Annotated in this window: 20 protein-coding genes, 1 tRNA gene and 1 pseudogene; 8 read left to right on the top strand and 14 right to left on the bottom strand. The window is 37.7% G+C overall.

The window, feature by feature from the left end; genetic code table 11:
• Nucleotides 1-21: 21 nt before the first annotated feature.
• The 9 genes from SULBA_RS03480 to SULBA_RS03440 all read right to left on the bottom strand — a co-directional run bounded on the left by SULBA_RS03480 (nucleotide 22) and on the right by SULBA_RS03440 (nucleotide 9,220).
• Entirely contained in the window at nucleotides 22-2,178 is a 2,157-nt protein-coding gene (locus SULBA_RS03480; protein ID WP_014768887.1) for a RelA/SpoT family protein, read from the bottom strand.
• Nucleotides 2,179-2,187: 9 nt separating this feature from the next.
• A complete protein-coding gene (locus SULBA_RS03475) occupies nucleotides 2,188-2,403 on the bottom strand; it encodes a DNA-directed RNA polymerase subunit omega (protein WP_014768886.1) in 216 nt (71 codons plus the stop codon).
• A 9-nt stretch (nucleotides 2,404-2,412) separates the two neighbouring features.
• The gene (gene pyrH, locus SULBA_RS03470; RefSeq protein WP_041671787.1) at nucleotides 2,413-3,132 is read right to left on the bottom strand and encodes a UMP kinase; all 720 of its coding nucleotides are present in this window, start codon (nucleotides 3,130-3,132) and stop codon (nucleotides 2,413-2,415) included.
• Nucleotides 3,133-3,197: 65 nt separating this feature from the next.
• Nucleotides 3,198-4,418, bottom strand: coding sequence for a murein hydrolase activator EnvC family protein (locus SULBA_RS03465; protein ID WP_014768884.1), 1,221 nt, complete (start codon nucleotides 4,416-4,418; stop codon nucleotides 3,198-3,200).
• A complete protein-coding gene (locus tag SULBA_RS03460) occupies nucleotides 4,415-5,224 on the bottom strand; it encodes an FtsX-like permease family protein (RefSeq protein WP_014768883.1) in 810 nt (269 codons plus the stop codon). The genes SULBA_RS03465 and SULBA_RS03460 overlap by 4 nt, the downstream gene beginning before the upstream one ends.
• Nucleotides 5,211-5,882, bottom strand: a complete 672-nt coding sequence (locus tag SULBA_RS03455; protein ID WP_014768882.1) for a cell division ATP-binding protein FtsE — start codon at nucleotides 5,880-5,882, stop codon at nucleotides 5,211-5,213. The genes SULBA_RS03460 and SULBA_RS03455 overlap by 14 nt, the downstream gene beginning before the upstream one ends.
• Entirely contained in the window at nucleotides 5,866-7,044 is a 1,179-nt protein-coding gene (trmB, locus tag SULBA_RS03450; protein WP_014768881.1) for a tRNA (guanosine(46)-N7)-methyltransferase TrmB, read from the bottom strand. Before trmB ends, SULBA_RS03455 begins: the two co-directional genes overlap by 17 nt.
• 9 nt (nucleotides 7,045-7,053) lie before the next feature.
• Nucleotides 7,054-8,313, bottom strand: a complete 1,260-nt coding sequence (locus SULBA_RS03445; protein WP_245391438.1) for a fibronectin type III domain-containing protein — start codon at nucleotides 8,311-8,313, stop codon at nucleotides 7,054-7,056.
• On the bottom strand, nucleotides 8,240-9,220 hold the full coding sequence (locus SULBA_RS03440) for an RluA family pseudouridine synthase (protein WP_014768879.1): 981 nt from the start codon (nucleotides 9,218-9,220) through the stop codon (nucleotides 8,240-8,242). The genes SULBA_RS03445 and SULBA_RS03440 overlap by 74 nt, the downstream gene beginning before the upstream one ends.
• A 115-nt stretch (nucleotides 9,221-9,335) precedes the next feature.
• Here SULBA_RS03440 and SULBA_RS03435 point away from each other — a divergent pair, with 115 nt between their 5' ends.
• The 5 genes from SULBA_RS03435 (at nucleotide 9,336) to SULBA_RS03415 (ending at nucleotide 14,038) form a co-directional block, all read left to right on the top strand.
• Nucleotides 9,336-10,442 (top strand): FtsW/RodA/SpoVE family cell cycle protein, encoded by a 1,107-nt coding sequence (locus SULBA_RS03435; protein WP_014768878.1) that lies wholly within the window; start codon nucleotides 9,336-9,338, stop codon nucleotides 10,440-10,442.
• A 69-nt stretch (nucleotides 10,443-10,511) separates the two neighbouring features.
• Nucleotides 10,512-10,588: transfer RNA gene (locus SULBA_RS03430), tRNA-Ile, on the top strand.
• A 44-nt stretch (nucleotides 10,589-10,632) separates the two neighbouring features.
• Nucleotides 10,633-11,112: a hypothetical protein gene (locus SULBA_RS03425; RefSeq protein ID WP_014768877.1), complete on the top strand. Its 480-nt coding sequence runs from the start codon at nucleotides 10,633-10,635 to the stop codon at nucleotides 11,110-11,112.
• Between the two features lie 131 nt (nucleotides 11,113-11,243).
• Nucleotides 11,244-12,584, top strand: coding sequence for an NAD-binding protein (locus SULBA_RS03420; RefSeq protein WP_014768876.1), 1,341 nt, complete (start codon nucleotides 11,244-11,246; stop codon nucleotides 12,582-12,584).
• A gap of 14 nt (nucleotides 12,585-12,598) precedes the next feature.
• Nucleotides 12,599-14,038 (top strand): TrkH family potassium uptake protein, encoded by a 1,440-nt coding sequence (locus SULBA_RS03415; protein ID WP_014768875.1) that lies wholly within the window; start codon nucleotides 12,599-12,601, stop codon nucleotides 14,036-14,038.
• 30 nt (nucleotides 14,039-14,068) lie between these two features.
• Here the strand turns inward: SULBA_RS03415 and SULBA_RS03410 are convergent.
• A pseudogene (locus SULBA_RS03410) lies at nucleotides 14,069-15,374 on the bottom strand (aminotransferase class V-fold PLP-dependent enzyme).
• A gap of 30 nt (nucleotides 15,375-15,404) precedes the next feature.
• On the opposite strand from SULBA_RS03410, the gene SULBA_RS03405 reads away from it, so the two are divergent.
• Complete coding sequence (locus tag SULBA_RS03405) at nucleotides 15,405-16,424, top strand: sensor histidine kinase (RefSeq protein WP_014768874.1); 1,020 nt, start codon at nucleotides 15,405-15,407, stop codon at nucleotides 16,422-16,424.
• 5 nt (nucleotides 16,425-16,429) lie between these two features.
• On the opposite strand, the gene dnaE is transcribed toward SULBA_RS03405, so the two are convergent.
• A complete protein-coding gene (dnaE, locus tag SULBA_RS03400) occupies nucleotides 16,430-19,978 on the bottom strand; it encodes a DNA polymerase III subunit alpha (RefSeq protein WP_014768873.1) in 3,549 nt (1,182 codons plus the stop codon).
• A gap of 179 nt (nucleotides 19,979-20,157) precedes the next feature.
• Here dnaE and SULBA_RS03395 point away from each other — a divergent pair, with 179 nt between their 5' ends.
• Entirely contained in the window at nucleotides 20,158-22,128 is a 1,971-nt protein-coding gene (locus tag SULBA_RS03395; RefSeq protein ID WP_014768872.1) for a methyl-accepting chemotaxis protein, read from the top strand.
• Between the two features lie 173 nt (nucleotides 22,129-22,301).
• Nucleotides 22,302-22,817 carry a protoporphyrinogen oxidase HemJ gene (gene hemJ, locus SULBA_RS03390; protein ID WP_014768871.1) on the top strand — a complete coding sequence of 172 codons (516 nt, stop codon included), beginning with the start codon at nucleotides 22,302-22,304 and terminating at the stop codon, nucleotides 22,815-22,817.
• Here the strand turns inward: hemJ and SULBA_RS03385 are convergent.
• From SULBA_RS03385 to SULBA_RS03375, 3 genes are read right to left on the bottom strand one after another with little or no spacing between them, the layout of a single operon-like run.
• Nucleotides 22,814-24,028 (bottom strand): BaiN/RdsA family NAD(P)/FAD-dependent oxidoreductase, encoded by a 1,215-nt coding sequence (locus SULBA_RS03385; RefSeq protein ID WP_014768870.1) that lies wholly within the window; start codon nucleotides 24,026-24,028, stop codon nucleotides 22,814-22,816. The two genes, hemJ and SULBA_RS03385, sit on opposite strands and share 4 nt — an antisense overlap.
• A complete protein-coding gene (locus SULBA_RS03380; protein ID WP_014768869.1) occupies nucleotides 24,025-24,864 on the bottom strand; it encodes a CvfB family protein in 840 nt (279 codons plus the stop codon). Before SULBA_RS03380 ends, SULBA_RS03385 begins: the two co-directional genes overlap by 4 nt.
• Complete coding sequence (locus SULBA_RS03375; protein ID WP_014768868.1) at nucleotides 24,861-25,271, bottom strand: DUF2721 domain-containing protein; 411 nt, start codon at nucleotides 25,269-25,271, stop codon at nucleotides 24,861-24,863. The genes SULBA_RS03380 and SULBA_RS03375 overlap by 4 nt, the downstream gene beginning before the upstream one ends.
• Nucleotides 25,272-25,275 lie beyond the last annotated feature (4 nt).

Here is a 25,275-nt window from a genome sequence, read left to right as displayed (position 1 = left end):
TCGTTCCATTTCCTTCTACAATTATTTATACGCATCATTAACTGAGACGAACTCAATCACACGATACTTTCCTTTTAGATTATCTCTTACAGCACTGATATTTTTATCGGGTAATTCAAGGATCATTTCAAAATAATCCGCATGTCCCTCATCTTCAGATTTTCCAAGTTCTATCGTCACAAGGTTAATCTGCATTTTAGCCAAATAAGCTAAAAATGAGGCTAAAGAGCCCTTTTTATTATCAAGGCTTATAATGAGTTTATAGCGATCAGGAGCTTCTCGTGTCCATTTAACAAAGACCATTGGTTCATCAGCTTCCATAAGTGATGCGGCACGTTCACACAATTTGTGATGCACAAAAATATCATTTCCCTTTTTAAATCCTACAATATCATCGCCTCTTTTTGGATGACAACAGTAGTCAAAATAGACATTTGCTATCGTGTGATTGGAATAGATAACGATATTTTCAAATTTTTGTTTTTTAATGCGATAACGATCCTTTTTTAACAAAGGAAAAAGCAAAGTATCTTGAAGTGCATATAGTTTTAAAGTATTGGCAATATCTTGTAAATAAATAGAGTCCGTCGCTACTTTAAAGATTTTTTTAATTGCATGTTCTTGTTCTACCCATGAAACAATTTTCGTTTCTGCCACGCTAAACACATGGGCTAAAATTTTAAGTGCTACTTTATGGTTAATCTCTTTAATCTTTTGACGACAATGAAATTGAATTGTTGTTTTTGCTTTGCCTGTTTTAACACTATTTACCCACGTACAGCGATATTTTGGCTCTTTTGAAGTAACAATACGCACAATATCACCATTTTTTAGCTCCGTTAAAAGGGGAACTTTTTGTTTGTTAATATACGCCTCATCAGCATAATTTCCAACCTCTGTATGTACTTCATACGCAAAATCCAGAACCGTTGCACCACGAGGAAGTGTAAAAATATCACCTTTAGGAGAGAACACTGCAATATCTTCACTGTAGAGATTGTCTTTGGCAATGGCATAAAAATCTTCAATATTGTCAATTTCTTCATTTTGTGTATTTAAATCATTAAGCCAATCTAATTTAGGATTTAAACCCCCTGATTTATATTTCCAGTGTGCAGCAACACCATATTCTGCCGTTTTATTCATATCATTGCTTCTAATTTGTGACTCAATAATCGATTTGTCATCAAAAACTGTTGTGTGAATCGTCTGATACCCATTTTCTTTAGGAATCGCAATATAATCTTTAAAACGTGAAATAAGAGGTCTAAAATGTTGATGCACAATACCCAAAGCTCGGTAACAATCAATAGGTGTTCGAACAATAATACGAATCGCTAAAAGATCCAGTACTTCTTCAATACTTACCCCTTTGCGTTGCATTTTCAGATAAATAGAATAGTAATGTTTTACACGCTTCTGGATGGTAAAATCCGTTTCAATAAAGCCCTCTTTAAGCATGTAATTTTTAATTTTAGAAATAAAGTGATTGAGGCGGAGTTGTAATTGCCGACCATGCTCTGTGATATACGTATCAATTTTATGATATTCGTTGGGCATCACATAGCGAAAACTCAAGTCTTCCAGAAGATTTTTAATCGATGAAATACCTAAACGATGGGCAATGGGTGCATACACCACCAATGTTTCTTCTGCAATACGCTTTTGTTTTACGGTATCAAGAGCAGCAAGGGTTAACATATTATGCAGTCTATCACATAATTTGACCACCAAAACACGAACATCCCGAATAGATGCAATAAGCATTTTTCGAAAAGTTAATGCCGAAGCAACCAATTTGTCATTCGAATAGGAGGGGATTAGTTCAACATCTCTGATTTCAACAATTTTGGTTAATCCATCCACCAAATGCCCTACTTCTTCACCAAAAAGAGCCCTTACTTCTTCAGCAGAACAAGAGGTATCTTCGACAACATCATGCAGTAATCCAGCAACAATCATCGATTCATCACCCCCTAAATAAGCCACAAAAACACATACCAAGAGGAGATGAACGACATATTCTTCACCACTTTTACGGTATTGACCTTGATGTTTTGTGATCGTAAAAGCAACAGCTTTTTCAATATTGGGGGTTGGTTTAATATATTTGTATAAGAGTTCAACCGCATCATCAGAGCGTTTACACTCTTTTACAATTTCAACTAACTCTTCCAAAGTGACGACTTAATTATCAGTAATAGAATCTAATCTAATTTTACCTTCTGCAATTTCCAACAATGCAATATCAGTAAATTTTTGCTTATTTTTATCCGCTTTTATAAGTGGCTCAGCCCCATTAGAGAGTTGGTCTGCTCTTTTAGAAACCATCATCACCAATCTGTAACGATCTTGTCCCACAAGTTCTAAAGCTCTTGCTGTAATTTCTTCTGTTCTTTGCATTTTTTATCCTTATTTATTTCTAACAATAGAGCAATTTTCTAAATTACCCTCAATAATTTTGAGTAAGTTACCTTTTTCAAACATGTTACAGACAACAATAGGCAAATTATTATCTTTTGCAAGTGCGATTGAGGTATCATCCATCACTTTAATATTATCATCCATGGCTCTTTCATAAGTTAACTCATGTAACTTTTGTGCATCTAAAAACTTATTAGGGTCTCTATCATACACACCATCTACTTTTGTCGCTTTGATAATCATATCAGCGCCAATTTCAATGGCACGAAGTGTAGCCGCTGTATCGGTTGTAAAGAAAGGATTACCTGTGCCTGCTGCAAATATAACAATCCTGCTCTTTTCTAAATGGCGCTGCGCACGTCTTACGATAAATGTTTCACAAATAGCTTCCATTTTAATTGCACTTTGAACACGCACTTCCATTCCTACATGTTCCAACGCTTCTTGCATCGCAATACTGTTAATAACGGTTGAGAGCATTCCCATATAATCACCGCTGGTACGCTTAATAATACCATCTTTCGCAGCACTCACCCCTCGAATGATATTTCCTCCACCAATCACAATCCCTACTTCGATTCCTTGAACCACTAAGGACTTAATTTCATCAGCAATAAATTTTAAAATAGACGTATCAATTCCAAATCCATTATTACCAGAGAGTGCTTCACCAGAGAACTTAACTAAAACTCTTTTTCTCTTCTGCATTGTATATAAACCTTTCATTTTAGGCATAGAAAACTTCTATATTTTACACAAAAAGACCTAAAAACTTACTTTGCAATCATCTCTAATGGATCAATGTGGAAGTTCTTCTGGGTGACTTCAAAGGTAAGGTCATTGTCAACACGACCAATAACATACCCTTTTTTAATTTTTTGTCCCACTTCAATGGTCGGGGCAATTTTTGAGAGATGGGCATAAATCGTATGAATTTCATCACTGTTTTCAATAATGACGACTTTTTGCATCGAAGCCGTATCTTTGGCAAACACCACTTTTCCACTTAAGACACTTTTAACAACAGCATCAGGAGTTCGAGACGATAAAACCACAGATTCATTAAAAATTTTAATGTTATAAATCGGATCAATATAATCACCAAATCGACGCTTCACACTGTAAGCCTCTAAAGGAGCAATGGTTTTTTCCCCTACATATTTTTTTACATTACTGTTTTGATACGATGAACCAATTTGTCGAATATTTGATTTTCCTGCAACACCTGCTTCGGGTGTTTTTTGTTTTTTCGCATTTTGTTCGGCTAAGCGTTTTGACTCTTCTTGCACTTTAATAATCTGTAACTTTTCAAGTGTTGCCCTAATCTCTTCACGCTCTTTTGCAATAGTATCGAGCTGTCTTTTATACTCTTCTTTTTTACGATTCAATGCAACAATAGAGCTCTCTTTCTTTTTTTCTAAAACAATCAGTTCATCTTTTTTATTTTTTGCACTTTGAATATCTGTATGAATGGTTTTAATTTCAGTGCTTTGTGAAAGAATTTGATCGTTAATCTGTTTGTACTCATTTCCAAGCTGTCCAAGTTCTTTACGCATAATAATATCCATCTTCTGCAAAACCTCATCCACCAAAACACCCTCTTCATTATCTGAGTATTCTCCATCGGAAATCAAATAAAATGAAAAATCTTCAGCAATAATTTTAATAAGTTTATGCTCCAAATCTTTCTTTTTTAAAGAGAGGACTTGTGTATCTTTCACCAAGCGCTCAAGGTACTCCTGCTTACGTGTTACACTCTCTTGTGATGCATCAATATTTTTGCTCAGAGATTCTATTTTTTCTTTGACTTTTTCAATATTTTTTTCTTCTTCAATAATATCACTAGCAATGTCTTGCAATTTGCCATGCAGTTGTTTTTCAGCTTCAAGCGTTGATTTGAGTGTTTTTGATTTTTCAGTAATTTTTAAATCAGTATTTGCACTTATACTCTGTGTGAGCATACAAAGACATGTCATCCAAAACCATCGTTTCATACACGGCCTATCTTTCGAGAAACAATCGTCACCGCAATAAAGGAGAAAAGAAGTGAAGCACCCAAAAGCGTACCTCCCTCACGGAAGAGATCAAAAGTAGGAATATCAATATCTAATTCTGCTGCAAACGCTTGAACAAGCGCTAATTTTGGAGCAATAACATACACAGCGCATACAGCAAGAGCGCTTATTAATGTATCGACCAATGTCATACGATACAGCATGGCACTTTTCATAAAAAAAGAGGCACCAAAAAGTGTCATAATGGACATCCTTCGATTATGCTCGTATGTCCAAATACGAATTTGTTTAAAAATCAGCAAAACGGCAACAAGTGCAATAAAACCTGCAAACACATATACCATGGATTGTAACAATAAAAACATTTTAAAGACTTTCTCATGTGTTTTTGCAAAAGTCTCAACACGAGTAATAGAGCTAATACTGGTCAATTTTTGCTTTATTCCCTCAAGACGTTTTTGGCTTGGCATCGTATCAAGTTTTAATGAATAAAATTTAGGAAGGGCTATTTGCAAAAGGCTTAAATTCTTAGAAGACATATCATTTTTAAGACGATCTAAGATTTTTTTGCTACTAATTTCACTGAGTGAATGCAACTCAGGAATCTCTTTTTTTAATGCTTCTTCATTCAATTCAGAAGAAGAAACCAAGACAATAGCATAGTCATTGACAATTTTAACCTCATACTCATAAACAATACTGTTCACCATTTTCGTAAACTGAAACGAAAAAAGTAAAATAAAAACAGAGATAATAATTGAAAAATGACTATTAATTGACTTCATGCAATACCCCACCCTCTAAAAAATAGTGCTTATAATCAATACCTAGGGTTGAGGGGATATTATGGGTCACCACCAATACGGTTGTACCTAAATGCTCTTTAGCACCTTTGAGTAAATTCCAAATCACTTCACTGGAGTAACTATCAAGATTTCCTGTAGGTTCATCGGCTAAAATCAAAATAGGATTGTGTGCAAGCGCTCGTGCCATTGCCACACGTTGTTGCTCTCCCCCGCTGAGTTCATAGGGGTATTTATTGACTTTATGGAGCAATTTAACATGTTTCAATAACTTATGCGCCTGCTTGATACAAACACTCTTAGAAAAACCGCCAATAATAAGAGGCAACATCACATTTTGTTCAACCGTCCATTCATCAATCAGTTTATAATCTTGAAAAACAACCCCTAAATAACGTCTTAACACATTGAGTTTTGAGCTATTAATCGTTTTAAAATCAACACCGCACACATTAAGTTCTCCCATTTTAGGGAAAAGCTCTCCATACAATGATTTAATAATAGTCGATTTACCGCTACCACTTTTGCCTGTAATAAAGACAAATTCTTGTGCTTTTATTTGCATACTCGCATCCGTAATAATAGGCTCATCTCGATCGTAACTTAAATTTAAGCCTTGGGCTCTAATGACATATTCCATCAAACCACTCTTTAATTAAGGTATGTGCTGCTAGGTTGCTTTTGGTTGCTAAAATGGCATTGGGTAAATAAGAAACTTTTCCTTCTTCAATACAAATATAACACTTTTCATTGCGCTCATTTGCACCAAAAGAGAGACGAATTAACCCACTCTTTGCATTGATTTCAAACAACTCTTCGAAGTGTACAAAAAAACCATCCCCCCGTAAAAGTTCTTCTTTAAAAGCGTGAGCGATTTTGGAAAAATCAACATTTTGTTCAAAATTCAGTGTACCTAAACGCTCAATCTCTTCTGAATGTATCTCATTGGTTAAAACAACATCGTAGATGTCTTTTTCCATTTTTAACCATCGATCTTCATACTTACTGGTAATTTCAAGTTCGGCATTTTTCTTTACATGTACCTCTGCTTTTGAGAGTTGCATCATCTGAGAGAAGGTGAACTCAAAATAAAGAGGACTGTCTGTTCGTAACTCCAATGTACCCTTTACATGTAAAACCCTCAAAGCCTCTTCAATAAACGAGGCTGAAAAAACACGACGGTGCGGTTTTTTATCCCAAGGGACGGGAAAATGTACAAAAATGCGACCCACACGGTTAGACGATAAAAACTCCATAAAGAGTCTCGCATCATAATCCACCACTAAAATATTTTCGATGCACTGAAGTTCACACTGCTTGAGTACCTGCTCAATGGAGGGCTTATGAATCTCAAGCCCAATAAATTGAATATGCGGGTTTTTTTTGGCTTGATGCAGTAAATGCCTCCCACTACCAAAGCCAATTTCAATCCATATTTCACGCTCTGGCTGAAACGAATGCGCAAAAAAACCAATCTCTTTAAGATACGCTGAGGGCTTTACATGTAAAAACTTTTTAGGCTCAATATTGGAAAAAATCTCTTTGGCGTTACTGGCATCCCTAAAATCAATCAAAACTTTCTGTAGAAAAGAGGCTTGTGTGGGGCGTGTTGCTTTATCGCCTTTGACTAAAAAACCACCCTCTTTTTTCGGATGAATACGAATCAAAATAGGCTCGCCTCCCATAGAAGCCATAATAAGAATATTGCCTCTTTGAGAGCGTGCCTCATATAAAAACGTCGTCTCCCCAAACGTAGAAGGGTAAGCTAAAGTATCAAAATGCTCGGTATGAAAATTTGGCATAAATGGCTGTTATTCCTTTGGTATGGTAATCATAACACTATCAGAGGGCTTAGAGGCGATCCCAAATTTATCAATTGCGATAATATTATACTTATACGTGACGCCCAAAAGTATATCCGTGTCTTGGAAATTGTTTTCAAAGATACCTGTAAAACTCTGTGTTTTGGTTTCACCCGCACTCTTAAACTCTTTTGTAATCGTGTATTTAATCGCGTTTTCATTGCTATTCCACGCCATAAAAACGGAACGACCATCGTATTTGGCAGCATGGACCAAAGGCGCACTCAAAATAGGACGGGTCATGCCCACCACAGGATTCTCAGGCTGTTTAGACTCTAATCCATCTTTATCGACAGCCACAACTTTGTAATAATACATTTTGCCATTGTCGTTGATTAAATCCTCAAACGCAGTACTGTTGGTTTTGCCATAAAAACTGTAAAAAAGGCTTGAAGTAGGCGATCGATAAATTTTATAATAGGCGAAATCAGCCTCACTAAATGCTTCCCATGTGAGAAGAATTTTTTTAGGTAAATCAGACGTAGCCTGAACCCCGACGATACCCCTAGGCGCAGCCTTAGTACGTGCTTCAACCACCTGAGAGGGTGCAGAGAGAACTCCATCGTGTGTTTTGACTTTTACACGGTAACGGTACACATAATCGTTCAAAAGCTCTTTATCAATAAATTCAGCGTTTAAACGCCCCTCAACCTTGCCTACCTCATCCCATGAGGTCGATTTATACTCATTACGCTCAATAATATACGTTGTTACATTCTCCAAAGCATGAGGCCTCCAAATCACTTTAGCTTGCGCAGGAAGCCCTGAAATAGCTGTAAAAAAGGAAACAGGTTCCACTACTCCCACGGTTGGTGTTTTTGCAACAGGCATCGTTGTTGTTGCACTGATGCTTAGGCTAGGAGCAGATTCATGCTTATCCGAAGCATACGTGCTCATTTGGTAACTGTACGTTGTATTGGGTGCTAGCTTTGTATCGACATAATGTGAAACATATTTGTCTTTAATCGTAGCGATTTTTTTCATTCGCCCACCCTCTAAACGGTATAAGTAGTACCCCTCAATCGTATTGCCATAAATGGGTGTCCATTCAAATCCAATTTCGTTACCACTCGCAAGTGTTCGTATGTTTTCCACCAAAGGTAATGAGGCATCAATAACAGGCTCTTTTGGTGTTTCAAGTGTTTTTGTGCACCCACTTATCATGAGCGCTAAAGCCATCAATAATCCTATCTGAAGTAATCGTTTCATGAATTGTTTCCTTATTGAAATGATGTGTTAAATAGGTATCAAAATCGTCCCATAAAGGAGCACGTATGTGTAACATTTCTCCGCTACGTGGATGTTTGAGATACAAAATGTAAGCATGTAACATAATACGGGAGATTTTATCATGATGGCTCTTAAAGCCGTATAAACTATCATAAAGAATGTGGCGTGAAAGCGCACCCAAATGTACCCGTATTTGATGGGTTCTTCCTGTGAAAAGTTTAGCAGAAATCAACTCTTTCTTCCCATCATGAGAAAGAGCCAATTTACAAAAAGCACTCTTAGCGCTCCTACCTTCTTTTTGAATTGCCATTTTTAAACGGTGGTTTAGGTTCCGTCCAATAGGCAAATCTACTACCACATTTTCTTTTAAGGGAACATCAATTAATGCGAGATAATACCGTCCCATACTTTTATCTTCTAACTGGGAGGCTAAAGCGACATGTGCCTCATTGGTTTTAGCAATCACTAATGCACCACTGGTCTCTTTATCAATACGATGCACAATCCCATGGCGCTCTTCACCACTAATGGTAGAAAGTGAAATACCCCGTTTTTTAAGCCAATCGACCAAGGTAGCTTCTTTCACGCTAGGAGCGCCATGCACCGTTAAAAAAGGAGGTTTATTGATAATGAGTAAATCCTCATCTTCATACAAAATAGGTACGTCAAAAGTGACATCGTAGGCACTTTTTGATTCATCTGCTTGGACAAATTCATACCGTACCACTTGTGATTCTTCAAGTTTTAGGCTACATTTATGGGTCAAAACACCATCCACATAAACGCCTACATTTTTAATTAATTTTTCCACTTGATTGCGTGGCAATTCAAGGGCTTCACTCATGGCGGCATCTAAGCGCTTTGAGACTTTACATGTAAACTCCATACAACCCACTTTCTCTATTTTTTGATATACTGCCCTTTTAAATTCCATTCTTCTTTTAAAATATATTGCTCGTAAAAACGAGGAATTTTCTAACTAAATCACGTAAGGGAGTGTTGTGTTTCAAATTGATAGACGAATCTTAACACATTTTGATTTTTTAATTCCTATACTGGTCATTCCTATCATCGCACTCTCTTATTATTTGATTTCAGAGGCAAACACAACCTTAGCGAATAAGCAAATTGTTTATTTTGCTGTTGGTTTTTGTGCTTTTGTCTTTTTTTTTATCATTCCCATTAAAAAAATTGAATGGCTGATTCCGCTTTTTTATTGGTTTACCATTATCCTCTTAATCAGCGTTGACATTTTTGGTATCTCCAAATTAGGGGCTAAACGATGGCTTGAAATCCCGTTTGTCCATTTTACGATTCAACCCTCTGAAATTTTCAAACCTGCTTTCATTCTCATGCTAGCCTACCTTATTAAACACAATCCTCCTGAACACAATGGTTATGGATGGAAGTCCTTTTTTAAACTGAGCTTTTACATTCTTTTGCCCTTTCTTTTGATTGCAAAAGAGCCCGATTTAGGAACAGCCCTTATTTTGCTCCTCTTAGGCTATGGGATTCTTTTTGTCATTGGGGTGAATAAAAAAATTTGGTTGACCCTTGCTCTTATTATAGGCATTAGCAGTCCCTTACTTTACAATAACCTCCATGAGTACCAAAAAAAGCGGATTTCTGATTTTCTCTCTGAAACACCTAGTTACCATGTAAGACAATCTATTATTGCGATTGGTTCAGGGGGACTTACAGGAAAAGACCGTAACGAAGCGACACAAACACACTACAAATTCCTACCCATTTCAACCAGCGATTTTATCTTTGCTTACACCGTTGAACGCTTAGGCTTTTGGGGTGCTTTAGGATTGATTAGCTGTTATGCACTTCTTATTGTGCATCTTATAACATTGACCTATAAGCTCAAACATGATTATTTTACACAAGTGATTACTACGGGTATCTCTTTAATGATTTTTTTCTATATGGGTGTTAATATTTCCATGACCATTGGGCTTGCACCAGTGGTAGGCGTTCCTCTGCCCTTTTACAGTTATGGCGGGAGTAGTTTTATCACTTTTTTTGCTCTTTTTGGTATTTTAGAGAATTTATTAGCCTTTCGCTTTGACCCAACCTATCGTTGCATTAAATATTCACTCTAAGTCCCTATTTTTCAGTCTTTTTTTATATTATTTTAACAATTAAAAGGGTAAAATTCCACTCTTTAAAATGGGTCCTTAGCTCAGTTGGTTAGAGCACCCCGCTCATAACGGGGTGGTCGAGTGTTCGAGCCACTCAGGACCCACCACCTTTCTTCAGAGTTATGATTTTATGGAACATAGAGGTATAAAAATGAAAAAAGCACTTTTGGGGTTAGGCCTTCTTGCTCACGTTACACTTTTTGCAGGTTTCCTTGATCACCTCATTGGAAAAGACCGTGTTTATTTAGAAGAAAATGGTTTTAAGTGCACAGAGTTTTCCTGTGTTACCAAAGATCATAATTATTTTAATATTAAATCTTTAGACAATGCAATTGATTTTGTTGAAGTTTACAGCACGGATAAAGACGAAGTTTATAAAATTGCCATCTACCTTTATCAAAATGATAAATTAAAGAACAAAGAGATGGATGAGGCTTTTTTTAAAGCCATCAGTAAACTGAATGAAAAAACAAAATTCACACATGAACTCTCAAAAATCAGTGATAAATTTGGTGATGAAGCCTTAATCACCATTACAGATAGTAAACGTGCAGCTACGTACGTCAACACCCTTAGGGATGTGTATACAGAAAGCATAAAACAGTATAACGAATCAGGTAGCCTACGCTAATTTTGGCTACCTTTTTTATATGGTTTTTAAGCTTTTTTTCTTCCTTTTAGTGCATACCTCTTTTTTAAAAGAATGTGATACAATACCTCTTCTTCGTTCATAAATAACATAAATTAATAAGAGAATATACGATGCAAGTGATTATCGCAGGTGCTGGAAAAGTGGGTTACAACGTTGCTAAACATTTAATGCATAATAACAGTGTTACCGTTATTGATCAAAATGAATATGCTATTTCAAATATTCAAGAAAATCTCGATGTTTTAGGTATTTGTGGCAATATTGAAAATCCACATACTTACTTTGGCATTGACCCAGAGATTGATCTTTTTATTGCTGTCACTGATTCGGATGAAGTCAATCTTCTCTCTTCCCTCATTATTGACAATATTGCAAACGTCAAACGTAAAATTATTCGCCTCAAAAATACCTTTTTTGCGAGTGATCAAGTCAAGGCGAAACTCAACATTCATGAGACCATTGTCCCCTCTGTGGAGGCAGCACAGCCTTTTAAGTATCTTGTTGATTTTTCACATGCCTATAATGCTAAAGCCTTTGCCTATACCAAAGCGCTTTTGGTTTCTGTTCGATTAAGGGAAGATTTTCAACCTCGTATGATTTCAACCTTTATTGGTGAGCTTAATGGTGAAGTTGCAGTAGCAGGGATGGAACGTAAAAAAGAGTTTTTTGTTCCAAAACCTGTTGAAACCATGCTCCCCAATGATTTAGTCTACTTTCTAGCCTTTCCTAATGCCATTGTCTCATTGCGTAGCCTCGTCTGTGAGATGACTGAGCCTATGACACCCATTAAAAACTGTGTCATTTTTGGAGCCGATTCTCTTGGCGTTGAAATTGCAAAAGTACTCCTTAAAAAAGGCATTGAAGTTCAAATTATGGATAAGAATATTGAACTGTGTCGTAAAGCCAATATTGAACTTAAAAACAAAGCAACCGTTTTAAAAACCACCTATGATGCTGATCATATTATCACAAAAAATCGTTTTGACACCGATATGTTTATTGCCGCAACCAAAAACGATGAATACAACATTACCAAATGCATTGAAGCCAAACAAAAAGGGATTAAAAAAATCATAGGTATTAATAATGATATTGCCTACTCTTCTTTAATGCGAAATCTTAACATTGAAGTGGTGCGTGGCGAAAAAATCAATGCTTACTATTCGATTTTAGAGCGTATTCATTCGAACAGTCTTTTTATGCAAAAAAAGTTTTGCGGAGGCGAAGGCTCTATCTTAATGCGAAAAATTGATGAAACATCGCCGCTTCTTGATAAAAAGCTTGTTTTACCTGAAAAAATTGATGACAAAGGTCATTTTGTAATTTTACGGGGTAATGACATTTATGAATACCGATTGCTCCCCTCTTATGAAAAAGATGATGTCATTGTTGCCTTTATTAAAGAGTCCGATTTTGAACCTGTTTCAAAATGGTTACAACAAAATTCCTAAACTAAAAGAGCGCCATGAGTCTTAAAAGTATTTTAAAATTTGTTTCGGCCGTTGGGTTGGTTGTTTTTTTCATTCTTCTTTTACCCCCAATTGTAGGTTTTTTTTACAATGAGGATGTTTTTGTCTATTTACTTGCTATGTTTTCTCTCTTCATCGTCAACCTTGCCATTTATCTGATTCTCAAAAACGATGAGATGCATTTAGGGATTAAAGAGAGCATTATCTCTGTCAATGTGATTTGGATTTTACTGGGAATTGGTGGGGCTATTCCTATGGTACTGTACACAAGCATTGATCCTGCAGGTGCATTTTTTGAGGCCATTAGTGGATTTACCACCACAGGGGCCAGTGCGTATAGGGATGTTGAGATCTTACCAAAGTCCATTCTTTTTCACAGAAGCCTTATGCATTGGATTGGGGGAATTGGGATTATCGTTTTAGGTGTTGGGCTTTTACCTTTGATTAATCCAAGTGGCTCGCTTAGCCTCTTTAAAGCAGAGTCCACAGGAATTTCCATGGATAAGATTACACCCAAAATCAAAGATACCGCCAATCGTATTTGGGCTGTGTATATTTTATTTACATTGCTTGATTTTGCGCTCTTAATGCTCTTTGGTATGAATTGGTTTGATGCGCTTAATCATGCATTTTCAACCATTTCTACAGGAGGATTTTCTACAAAGAACAGCTCCATTGGTGCTTTTAGTGATGGTGTCATTTGGACAACGACTTTTTTTATGATTATTTCAGGTATCAACTTCTTAGCACATATTCGTTTTTTTAAAGGGGATCGTCAGTGTTACAATACGGAAGAAACAAAATGGTATGTGGGTTTGATTATTCTTTTGTCGCTTATTTTAACGCTAATTCATACCCAAAGCAGTGATGACTCCTTTTATGATTCCCTTAAACACGCTTTTTTTACAGTGACCACCTTAGCCACAACGACTGGATTTGCTTCACTTGATTATGAAAAATGGGGACAATTTGCCTTAGTCATTGCCATACTTGCGATGATGATGAGTGCCAATACAGGCTCAACGTCAGGTGGTATTAAAATGATTCGCTACATTCTCTTCTTTAAAAACATTGCCCTAGAGATTAAGCGTACCATTCAACCTGATGTCATTACCTCTATTTTTGTCGATGGAAAGCAAATTAAAAGTTCTATTATTAACTCTATTTTTGGTTTTTTTGCACTGTTTATTCTCACCACATTCTTGCTGATGCTCTATTTGTATGCTAGAGGATTCGACTTTTTAACCTCTTTTAGTACAGCCCTTGCGATGGTGGGAAATATTGGTCCAGGACTCAATCTAACGGGCCCTTCTCAAAATTACGCATTCTTTTCATGGTACGATAAAATCATTCTATCCTTTGCCATGATTATTGGAAGACTCGAGTGTTACACCGTCTTTATTATGCTAGGAAGAAGCTTTTGGAAGAAGTTTTAAACCCTTCCAAATACTCTTTACATGTAAAGATCACAAAGGCTGTTTGTAAAGGGCTTTAAGGGCTTGTTCGATACCTTTTAATAAGGTATCAATCTCTTTAGTTGTATGGGTGTAATGAATAGAAATGCGAAGCCAACCTGGTTTTTCACTAAAACTCTGTCCATCTTCAAGTTCTAACAAATCATGTCCATACGGTCCTGCACAACTACACCCTGCTCTGGTCTGAATCCCAAAATGATCAGAGAGATACTGCGAAATAACATAAGGGTTGATACCATCGAAGTTGAGTGAAAAAATAGGCAGTTTATCCTGAGAATATTTACAATAAAGCTTTACACCTTTTATGGCTCGAATACGTGAACCAAAATATTTTTTAAGCATCTCTTCACGCTCATGAATCTTCTCAAGTCCAATTTCATTGCGAAGGTTGTACGCTAAAGAAGCTTTAATAAACTGTAAAATACCTGGTGTTCCCGCATCTTCAATCAGTTCAATATCTTCTAAAAAATTATGCGATACCCGTGAGACATACGCAACGGTACCTCCCCCTGCAAAGGTTGGTTGACTCTGTGTGCATAACGCTTTGCTCATTACCAACAGCCCACATGAACCTACACCACCTAAGAGTTTATGGGGCGATAAAAAAAGTGCATCATAATAATTACAATCAATGTTTACATACGGAGAAGCCGCTGCACAGTCTAATGAAACAATGCCTCCATAGTTTAACCAAGGTATACAATGCCTTATAATCACTCATGATTCCCGTTACATTCGAAGCCACTGAAAAAGAGGCAATAATTTCTCTGTTTTTATGCACCTCAAGTTGTGTTTGTAAAAACGTCAAATCAATCTTTTCCTCTTCATCCAAAGGAACCCGTATCAACTCACACAATCCTTCTCGAAAACTCAGCTCATTGGAGTGATGCTCATAGGGTCCCACAAAAACCACAGGTAAATTTTTAGGTTTACATGTAAAACGCTTGAGGCTTTGAGGAGGAATATAAATACCCATCAATTCTTGAAATTTTTTAATCGCCCCTGTGGCACCTGTTCCACAAGGAAAAAGATAAAATCGCTCATCAATGCCTAGCGCTTTTTTTAAATCTTCCCTAGCCTTAGCATAGTATGCACTGGTTTTTACAGCACTGGAGGAGACTTCAGAGTGTGTATTGGCATAGGTTTTTAAAATCTCTTGCATCTTTTTTTCAATGGGTTTATACGCTTGTCCTGAAGCAGTATAATCAAAATAGAGAATCCCCTTCTCTTTGATAATATGTTTACGTATCTCTTGCACGGCACTATCCAAAACTTTTTTGGCTATTATACTCTTCATAAACCTCAAAAAAGATGATGGGAATCAAAAATGATTGATGAAAATTTACTCAATAGCCTTAGTGCCAAAGAAAAAGAGCTTTTTAAACAAGGACTTGAAGATCTTATCAACCAAACCTATGTCATTGAAGATGAGTACAAAAAGCTGAACGAATCCTACACCGCCTTGCAAGATTTTATTCGTCAGATTATTGAAGTACAACCTAATGCCCTGTGGGTTTTAGATGAGCAAGGTGCTATTTTTTTACAAAATACAGAAGCAAAAAAGTTAGGTGCTATTTTGCTGGCATTGCCCCATCAAGAAATGGCAAAAGAAGTAGAGTTCGAAGGATGTTTTTACCTGCTAAAAAGTGTTAAACAAGGCGATAAACGCATTATTACTGCCACAGATATTACTGAGGGAAAACGCCAAGAACGCCTTGTTTCTATGGGACAAGTTGCGGCGCATCTCTCTCATGAAATCAGAAATCCTATAGGCTCTGTCTCGCTTTTAGCTTCCACGCTTTTAAAAAAGGTTGACCCTTCCATTAAACCTATTGTCACCGAAATAAAAAAAGCGATTTGGCGGGTGGAGCGTATTATTAAAGCAACGCTTCTTTTTACCAAAAATGTACAAATCAACCCCTCGATATTTTACATGGATCGTTTCATTAAAGAGTGTGAAGAGGCTATTTTACACTACTCATACACCAAAGAGATTCATTTTACCTATAACGTTCCTCATATCGAGATGAAAGGTGATTTTGAGCTTTTAAATTTGGTATTGCAAAATTTCATTTTTAATGCGATTGATGCGATTGAAGAGAGCGATAATGAAGAAGGGAATGTTAGCATTGCCTACGTCGAACATCCCCACAGTATTCTTTTACATGTAAAAGACGATGGTAAAGCGATTGAAAATAAAAATATTCTTTTTGAACCCTTTAAAACCACCAAAACTAAGGGAAATGGCTTAGGGCTTGCGCTTTCTTTACAGATTATCCAAGCCCATGGCGGAGAAATTTCTTTACTGGAAAATCCTAAAGGATTTGAAATTAAACTTCCCCGTTAGTGCTTTTAGGCAATAACCTCAACCCAATCTAGCTCTGCTAATTTCTCATCCAAACTGTCATCTACCCCTAAATGCGTTTCGATGAGAACATTTTGTAATTTTGAGGTAATAATCAAATGCAAGGCTCTTCGCCCTCTGTGCTCTTTAACCAACTGATAGAGCAGTTCTAAAGGTGTTGAATCTTCTCCAATGGCAATTTTAAGCACTTTAGGCTCAAGTGGCACTTCAATAACTTTGGTTTCAATCTTCTCTTTTTTAGCATCGTCTAATTCCATAATCTTCATAACACGCATCTTGGTATTTTGACCATCATTGGAGACATCTACCTTAAAACAAAGCGGTTTTTCTAAATCCATTTTAGAAAGGGCTTCTAGCTGTTTTTCAAATACGGTAAGTTCCATAGAACCATGAAAATCCATTAAGGAGATAATGCCAAATTTATTCCCTTTTTTGCTTATTTTCTCCGTAATACTCTCTACTTTTCCAATAAACAGCGCTTTTGAACCATCTTCAATTTGGTCTTTTTCACTGGAAAGTGTATAACTCATCTCATCAATTTGGGCTCTAAACGCATCTAAGGGGTGACCTGAAATATAAAAACCAATGGTCTCTTTTTCAAGTTCTAAAATTCTTTTACCATCAAATTCTGCAATGCTATCAATTGAAATATTAACAGTCGTCATCTCCGCACTATCGCCAAAAAGAGAATACTCGGCCATTTTTTTAGCCCGAGAGCACTCTCCACTGGCTTCAATAATATTATCTATACTCTCTAACAAAGAACGCCTCGTGTAACCAAAATCATCAAAACTGCCCGATTTAATGAGCGATTCTAAGACTTTTTTATTGACTTTTGAGCCATCAATGCGTGAGATAAAATCGCTCATATCGGCAAATGGCGCTTCCGCTCTGGCTTCTAAAATTTTGCTAATGGCTGCATTGCCAACACCTTTAATCGCCCCCATACCAAATAAAATGGCCTCGTCCCCATGAGCGTCTGTAATAGCACGAAATTCAATAAGAGAGTGTTGAATGGAAGGAGGTAAAAGTTTAATGCCTAAACGCTTCACCTCATCAATGTATTTAACAATTTTATCAGTGTTATCTTGCTCTGAGGTCAAAAGCGCTGCCATAAACTCTTGCGGATAGTAGCATTTCAAGTACGCCGTTTGAAAGGTAATGAGTGCGTAAGCGGCAGAGTGTGATTTATTAAAACCATAGCCCGCAAACTTCTCAATTAAACCAAAAAGCTCAATCGCATGCGCTCTATCTAAGCCTTGTTTGACCGCACCATCAGCAAACTCTTCGGCTTTTTGTTTCATATAGTCAATCTTTTTCTTACCCATCGCACGACGAATCAAGTCTGATTCACCCAAACTAAATCCACCAATGCTTTGAACAATTTGCATAACCTGTTCTTGGTAAACAATAACCCCATAGGTTGGCTCTAAAATGGGTTGCAAGGGTTTGGTAAACTCATCAAAAAAGTAGGTAACCTCTTTACGCCCGTGCTTTCTATCAATAAAATCATCCAACATGCCTGATTCCATCGGACCTGGACGATACAGTGCTAAAACCGCAATCAAGTCTTCAAAGGTATTGGGTTTTAAACGCTCATTAAGCGATTGCATACCGCTGGATTCTATCTGAAAGAGTCCAATGGTATCACCACTTTGGATGAGTTCATACACTTTAGGATCGTTCAAATCGAGTGCGTTAAAATCAATGATTTGGTTGTAGCGTGCTTTAATAAGTTTAAGTGCATTATCAATCACCGTAAGTGTCTTAAGTCCCAAAAAGTCGAACTTAATCAAATCCACATCTTCAAGATAGTTAAGCGAATACTGCGTCACCAGATGCTCTTCACCTGAGGGTTGATACAAAGGGGTTTTATGCCACAACTCCTCATCACTGATTACCACACCCGCCGCATGCATACCCGAATTGCGATTGAGTCCTTCAAGTGCAAGCGCAAATTTCCACACCCGCTGCATTCTAGGATCTCGCTCAATAAGTTCTCGAAGCTTTGGCTCTTTTTGATACGCCCCTGCTTTGTACCCCTCTTCGCCCTCAACACCCACACCATTTAAAGTAATGCCCAGTTCATCAGGAATGAGTTTTGCCATAGCATCGGCTTCTGCATAAGGAATGGCTAAAACACGGGCGACATCTCGAATAACACCTTTAGCCAAAAGCTTACCAAAGGTAATGACTTGTGCCACGTTATAACGCCCATATTTTTCCACCACATAATCAATAATCTCACCACGCCTACTTTGACAAAAGTCCACGTCAATATCGGGCATACTAATACGTTCAGGATTCAAAAACCGCTCAAAAAGTAAGTTATACGGCATTGGGTCTAAGTCGGTAATAAAAAGCGAATACGCCACCAAACTTCCAGCAGCTGAGCCTCTTCCTGGACCTACGGGCACACCTCTGCTTTTTGCCTCACGAATAAAGTCCCAAACGATAAGCATATAACCAGGAAATTTCATATTACAAATAACGCTAATCTCCCGCTCAAGCCTTGCTTTGTACTCTTCATGCTTACTCTCATCAACGTACTTTAAACGCTCTTTTAAACCCTCACGGCATTTGTGTGCAAAAAAGTCATCATCGCTTTCAAAGGTAAGTCCCTCACGAGCAGCATACTCTGTGGTAAATTTAAATTTTGGAGGCGTTGGATCGCCTAATTTAATCTCCAAATGACACTTCTCTACAATTTCTTGGGTATGTTCAAGCACTTCGGGAATATCTGCAAAAAGCGCTGCCATCTGCTCTGGGGATTTGACAAAAAACTCATGCACGGAGTGGCGCAGACGATTAGGGTCATCAAACTCTTTGTTCATTGCAATACACATAAACGCCTCGTGCGCTTCTGCATCATCAGGCTCTAAGTAGTGCGTATCGTTGGTTGCAATCACTTTAATGCCTGTCTCTTTGGCAATACGTAAAATGTCATCATCAATAAACATCTGATCATTAATACCATGGCGCATAATTTCCAAATAAAAATCATCCCCAAAAATTGCCTTGTACTCTAAAGCAACCTCTTTAGCCCTCTCATACCCTTTGGCTCCAAATTGAACATTTCGTTTGTTATTAAGATTGAGATGCCAATTGACCTCACCTTGTAAACATGCACTCGAACAAATAAGCCCCTCAGAATGCTCCCTTAAAAGTTGCTTACTGATACGTGGGTAGTAGTAAAACCCCTTAATGTAACTCATGGATGAGAGATACATTAAGTTTTTATAGCCAATCTCATTTTTGGCGAACAAGCAAACGTGGAAGCGCTGTTTGGTTGTTTTATCGCTAATATCGTCTTGATTGTGCAAATAGGCTTCTATGCCAATAATGGGTTTAATGCCTTCTTTTCGCATCGTCTTGTAAAAATCAAGGGCTCCAAACATATTCCCATGGTCAGTAATCGCCACGGATTTCACGCCTTGGGATTTGAGTTTTTTAGCTAATTTTCCAATCTTATTTGCGCCATCAAGTAAGGAGTATTCGGTATGTAAATGTAAATGGGTGTAGTGTAATTCGCTCATCATTTCTCGATATTGTTTTTGTTTTATTGTAACAAAAATGGACTTAATAGGCTTTGAGAGCTGAATGAGAAAGGTAAAGAACTCTTTACATGTAAAATAAGCATAGCATAAATTTATAAGATAAATTAATGTAGAATAGCAAACTCTAAGTATTTAGAATCTTCAAAGGAGAGAAGCGTATGAATTCATTGGCAAAAAAACTCTCAGGGATACAACTATTTATTATCTTTGTATCAATGGCATTGTTTATTTTTTACATTAGCAGTTACCTTAGTGGCTATATTTCAAACGAAACAGAGGCAAAAGTCACCGCTCGACTTGAAGCACTTGAAAAAACAGCACACATTTACAATACTTCACTCGAAGAGTCCAGTCTCAAGCTCTTTGCGGTTTTAAAATCACACTTTCCATCCATGCACCTAGATAGCACACAAAGTGCCAGTGTGAGCGGCATTGATACCCCTTTGATTCTTTCACAAGGAACAATTCTTAACAATCATTTTACGGAACTGGATGCCTTTACAAAACTAACAGGTGCTGTTGCAACTATTTTTGTGAAAAAAGGTGATGATTTTATTCGGGTTTCAACCTCTTTGAAAAAAGAAGACGGTAGCCGTGCGATAGGAACGTTTTTGGGAAAAGCAAGTCCTGCTTACGAGCCAATTATGAGCCAAAAACAATACGTGGGAAATGCCCGCTTATTTGGAAGAGATTATGTGACGGTTTATGAGCCTCTGATTGAAAAAGGGGCAGTAGTTGGTATTTTGTTTTTGGGCTATGACTTTACCGAGGGTTTAAAAACGCTTGAAAAAGAGATTCATGCCATGAAAATTGGAGAACACGGTTATTTTTATGCCATGAATACCAAAAGCCAAAATTACGATATCCACCCTACCCTAGATGGCAAAAAGATCAGTGCGGATTTGGATCAAAAAATGTTAGAGCAAAAAAATGGTTTATTTCATGTCTATGAGGGTTCAAAAGAGATCATTGCGAGTTTTCATTCCTTTGATAAATGGAATTGGGTTTTGGTCGCTAAAGCTTATCCTGATGATTTTAAAGAAGCCAATGACACCCTTCGCAACCGCCTGATTTTAGTGGCAATTTTTATGACCCTTTTTATGCTTTTAGTCATTTGGATCGCCATTCATAAAATCATCACTGCCCCATTAAATAATCTCATTGAAAAAGCACGAGAACTCTCCAGTGGGGATGGGGATCTCACACGAAAACTGATCAGTGTAGGCAATGATGAAATTGCACAAGCCAGTCAACAGATTAATCATTTTATTGAAAAAGTACGCCTTGTCATTGTTGATGCCAAATCTATTTCTACAGAGAACTCTTCTATCTCTCATGAGCTTTCAAGCACGTCTTTGGGTGTTGGCCAAGCCGTTGAAACTTCCGTTCGTATTGTCACCCAAGCAACCGAGCAAGGGGAAAAACTAAAAACCGATATGCACGAAAGTATGCGTGAAGCGCAAAAGAGCAAAGAGGGCTTAGTTGAGGCGAACCATTACCTCCAAGAAGCCAACACGACCATTTTAACACTCACCACTGAAATTCAAAATAGCGCCGCACTTGAAATAGAGTTAGCTGCTAAAATTCAGCAACTCTCCAACGATGCGGAGCAAGTGCAAAGTGTCTTAACCGTGATCAGTGAAATTGCAGACCAAACCAATCTTTTAGCACTCAATGCTGCGATTGAAGCGGCACGTGCGGGCGAACATGGTAGGGGATTTGCTGTTGTTGCCGATGAAGTACGAAAACTCGCTGAACGCACCCAAAGCAGCTTGGCACAAATTAATGCTACCATTAATGTCATTGTTCAATCCATTGTTGATAGCTCTGATCAAATGAGTAAAAACTCTAAGCGTATTGAAGCGCTTGCTAGTACCGCTGGCAATGTTGAAATCAAAATTAAAGATATGTTTACCATTATGGATAGAGCGACGCAAGATTCGGATTTAACCATTGAAAATTATCTTAAAACGGCTAAAGATATTGAAGCCATGATTAATGATGTCTCAAAAGTCAATGAGCTCTCTCGCCAAAATGCCCGCAGTGTTGAAGAAATAGCAGGTGCAGCAGAGCATCTTAGTAAAATGACAGAGAACCTTAACCTCAAACTTTTCGAATTTAGAACCTAAAAAAGAGGCTTTTACAGCCTCTTTTACCCCTTGGCTTTTTACATGTAAACACACCCTCTTTTTTGATAAAAAAAACTTGACCAAATTAAAAAAATATTCAATAAAGTCTCTAAAATGACTCATAGAATTGTTATAATATGCGCCGTAACTTGTTATGATTTTAAGGAAGAACAATGGAATATTACAGCTGGATATTAACCTTTCATGTGATGTCGTTTATGTCGTGGATGGCAATGCTTTTTTATTTACCACGGCTTTTTGTCTACCACGTAGAACATTCGCATAAAAGTGAGTTTGTTGAAGTGGTCAAAATTCAAGAGTATAAAATTTACAAATACATTGGTTTACCTGCATTTTGGGCGACTCTGCTTAGTGGGGCTGCCATGCTGATTATCAACCCTGTTTTATTAGAGACAGGAACATGGCTTCATGCTAAAATTGCCGTTGTAGCTCTTTTAACGGCGTACTCTTTTTCACTGGAATATTTTCGAGTTCAACTTGAAAAAGATGAATGTGAACGCAGTGGAAAATTTTTTAGAGCGTACAATGAAGTACCCACGATGCTCTCTATTCTCATTGTAGGATACGTGGTTGTCAAAACATTTTCCTTGCTTTTCACCTCGATTACCTTAGGTGTTTTTGCGTTTATTGTCTATATAATTATGCAACAAAAAGAGAAAAAAAACTAAAGACTCTGCCCCACACAAAAGCCTGAAGCCCAAGCAAAGTGGAGGTTAAAACCTCCACAATCCCCATCCACATCCAGCACTTCACCACAAAAATAGAGCTCTTTTATCTTCCGTGACATTAAATTTTTAGGCTCTATTTCGCTCATATCCACGCCACCTGCGCACACCTCAGCACTCTCAAAGCCTTTGGTTTCTTTTACATGTAAAGACAAAGCCTTCAGCGCAAATACAATCTTTTTTAACTCTTTCATGCTTAATTGCGACGCATCTTTTACATGTAAAAGCTTCTCTTTTTCAAGAATCATAAGGGCTAATTTTTTAGGAATGATGCCCTCTAGCCACAAAGAAAGGGACTTACCTTTAGCAAGACTGAGCCTTTTTTGCAGTAAACTTTGCAAGGCTTCTTTACTGAGTGTGGGCATTAAATCGAGTATGACATGCACCCTCTCTTGCTTTAAACACGCATAGGAGACATTGCGACTGATCTCTAAAATAGCAGAGCCTGAAAGCCCATATGCGGTGAAAAGAAGGTCACCTTGTACACTTTGTACTTTTTGATTTTCAATGTAAAGCTCCACACGTGCTTCCATTTTGACACCGCTTGCACGCTCTATAGAGGCTTCATCGCACACACATTGCACCAAAGAAGGATACGGCTCAACCAGACGATGCCCAAAACTTTGCGCAAAACCATACCCACTTCCTGAACTTCCAAGATTGGGCATCGCAAGACTGCCTGTTCCAATCACGCACGCATCAAAAAGGTAGCTTTGTTCTTTTACATGTAAACAAAACGCTCCTTGCTGGTGTGCAATGCTTTTCACTTCGCTCTCTAAAAAAATGTCTACCCCTAAGCTTCTGGCTTCATGCAAAAGTAAATCCACTACACTGGAAGCTTGATGGCTCATAGGATACAATTTCCCTGCTTCACCCTCTCTCATCTCAAGTCCCAATTTAGCAAAAAAAGATTTACATGTAACGGTGTCAAACCGTTTTAGCACCTCTTTGATAGTGGCAACAGACTCACCATGATAACGAGAAAGAGAGATATTAAGATTGGAGATATTGCACTTACCATTGCCTGTGGCTAAAATTTTGCGTCCCACTTTGCTGTTTTTCTCAAACAAAGAGACCTTATGCCCTTTGCGTGCTGCTTCGATGGCACACACAAGTCCTGAAGCACCCGCTCCTACAATCCCCACACGCTTCATATAAGCTTCATACCCTCTTCACTCACCGTAATCTTTTTCGCCTCAATCAGCGTGCTAAGAGCCCTTTTAAATGCTTTTCTACTCAGCCCTAACTGCGCTTGAATCTCTTCAGGCTCACTTTTGTAATGCAATTCACTTGCACCACCTTTTGCCTGTAAAAATTCCAACACCTTTTGAACATTCCACGCATCACTCTTCTCGCCCATGGGCTGTAGTTTTATATCAAGCTTTCCATCATCACGAAGGGTTTTAATAAACCCTTTTTTTTCATCCCCAACATCAATAGTCTCAAAAATTTCATTATGAAAAATCATCCCATCATAGAGATGATTGACAATCACTTTAAACCCCAAAGGTGTTCTCTCACGTACCAAAAGTTTTACTTCTTGATTTATTTTAAGTGATTTTAAATCTTTGCTTAACAGGTCATTGTATTTTTGTGAGCCAATAATACGCCCTGTCTCATCATCCAAACAGACACGCACCACCACCTTCATCCCCACGTAAAAAGGAAATTTTTGCAAGGCACGGGGTACCAATAAATCTTTAGGCAAGCCCCAATCTAAAAATGCTCCAAAAGGAGTCACATCCACCACCTCAAAACAGCCAAATTCCTCCAGCATCGCTTTAGGAAACACCGTACTTGCGACAATGCGATCTTCTGAATCAAAATAGACAAAAACATCTATCTCGTCACCCTCTTTCATAGCAAACGTAACGTATTGATTTGGCATGAGCACTTCATCGTTATCTTCACAAATAAGATAGACTCCATTGTCGGTATAACGGTTAATGCGTAAACGGTTTTTTTCACCGATGAGTAGGTACTGATTCATTTTTTTCCTGTTTTACATTTATTATGCATATCACTAAGTTCCATATTAAGGGCTTTGGTTGAAATCATCAGTTCCCAAAGCGAGATAAGCAAAGAAAGACACATCGCAATAAGACTCAGCCCAAAAATCTTTTTTCCTATCTCTAAATAGCCCATAAAAAGCTCTGCCATCGAAAGGGTACAGAGTAACAACGAGAGCACTCCAAAAAATTGCATCCATTTGGTCAGTTCCAAACGGTGTCTTAAATTACCAATTTGTTTGTACTCTTCGCAATTTTCACGCTCATTGGATTGACGGTGCAACATACGAATGAGTTGCGCTACGGCTAAAAAACGATTGGTGTATGCAAGCAAAAGGAGTGAAACCGCAGGGAATAAAAGTGCAGGTGTTGAAATTTCAATTTCCATAACA

Origin of the sequence: Sulfurospirillum barnesii SES-3, from assembly GCF_000265295.1 — a bacterium.
In the GTDB taxonomy this organism is placed as follows: domain Bacteria; phylum Campylobacterota; class Campylobacteria; order Campylobacterales; family Sulfurospirillaceae; genus Sulfurospirillum; species Sulfurospirillum barnesii.
Note: the sequence above shows the minus strand (reverse complement) of the source record. Positions and strands in the feature narration are given on the sequence as shown.

Excerpts from the sequence above, each read along its gene's own strand:
- SULBA_RS03475 (WP_014768886.1), bottom strand. The coding sequence starts at position 2,403 with ATGCAAAGAACAGAAGAAATTACAGCAAGAGCTTTAGAACTTGTGGGA.
- pyrH (WP_041671787.1), bottom strand. The coding sequence starts at position 3,132 with ATGCAGAAGAGAAAAAGAGTTTTAGTTAAGTTCTCTGGTGAAGCACTC.
- SULBA_RS03465 (WP_014768884.1), bottom strand. The coding sequence starts at position 4,418 with ATGAAACGATGGTTTTGGATGACATGTCTTTGTATGCTCACACAGAGT.
- SULBA_RS03460 (WP_014768883.1), bottom strand. The coding sequence starts at position 5,224 with ATGAAGTCAATTAATAGTCATTTTTCAATTATTATCTCTGTTTTTATT.
- SULBA_RS03455 (WP_014768882.1), bottom strand. The coding sequence starts at position 5,882 with ATGGAATATGTCATTAGAGCCCAAGGCTTAAATTTAAGTTACGATCGA.
- trmB (WP_014768881.1), bottom strand. The coding sequence starts at position 7,044 with ATGCCAAATTTTCATACCGAGCATTTTGATACTTTAGCTTACCCTTCT.
- SULBA_RS03445 (WP_245391438.1), bottom strand. The coding sequence starts at position 8,313 with ATGAAACGATTACTTCAGATAGGATTATTGATGGCTTTAGCGCTCATG.
- SULBA_RS03440 (WP_014768879.1), bottom strand. The coding sequence starts at position 9,220 with ATGGAGTTTACATGTAAAGTCTCAAAGCGCTTAGATGCCGCCATGAGT.
- SULBA_RS03425 (WP_014768877.1), top strand. The coding sequence starts at position 10,633 with ATGAAAAAAGCACTTTTGGGGTTAGGCCTTCTTGCTCACGTTACACTT.
- SULBA_RS03420 (WP_014768876.1), top strand. The coding sequence starts at position 11,244 with ATGCAAGTGATTATCGCAGGTGCTGGAAAAGTGGGTTACAACGTTGCT.
- SULBA_RS03415 (WP_014768875.1), top strand. The coding sequence starts at position 12,599 with ATGAGTCTTAAAAGTATTTTAAAATTTGTTTCGGCCGTTGGGTTGGTT.
- SULBA_RS03405 (WP_014768874.1), top strand. The coding sequence starts at position 15,405 with ATGATTGATGAAAATTTACTCAATAGCCTTAGTGCCAAAGAAAAAGAG.
- dnaE (WP_014768873.1), bottom strand. The coding sequence starts at position 19,978 with ATGAGCGAATTACACTACACCCATTTACATTTACATACCGAATACTCC.
- SULBA_RS03395 (WP_014768872.1), top strand. The coding sequence starts at position 20,158 with ATGAATTCATTGGCAAAAAAACTCTCAGGGATACAACTATTTATTATC.
- hemJ (WP_014768871.1), top strand. The coding sequence starts at position 22,302 with ATGGAATATTACAGCTGGATATTAACCTTTCATGTGATGTCGTTTATG.
- SULBA_RS03385 (WP_014768870.1), bottom strand. The coding sequence starts at position 24,028 with ATGAAGCGTGTGGGGATTGTAGGAGCGGGTGCTTCAGGACTTGTGTGT.
- SULBA_RS03380 (WP_014768869.1), bottom strand. The coding sequence starts at position 24,864 with ATGAATCAGTACCTACTCATCGGTGAAAAAAACCGTTTACGCATTAAC.
- SULBA_RS03375 (WP_014768868.1), bottom strand. The coding sequence starts at position 25,271 with ATGGAAATTGAAATTTCAACACCTGCACTTTTATTCCCTGCGGTTTCA.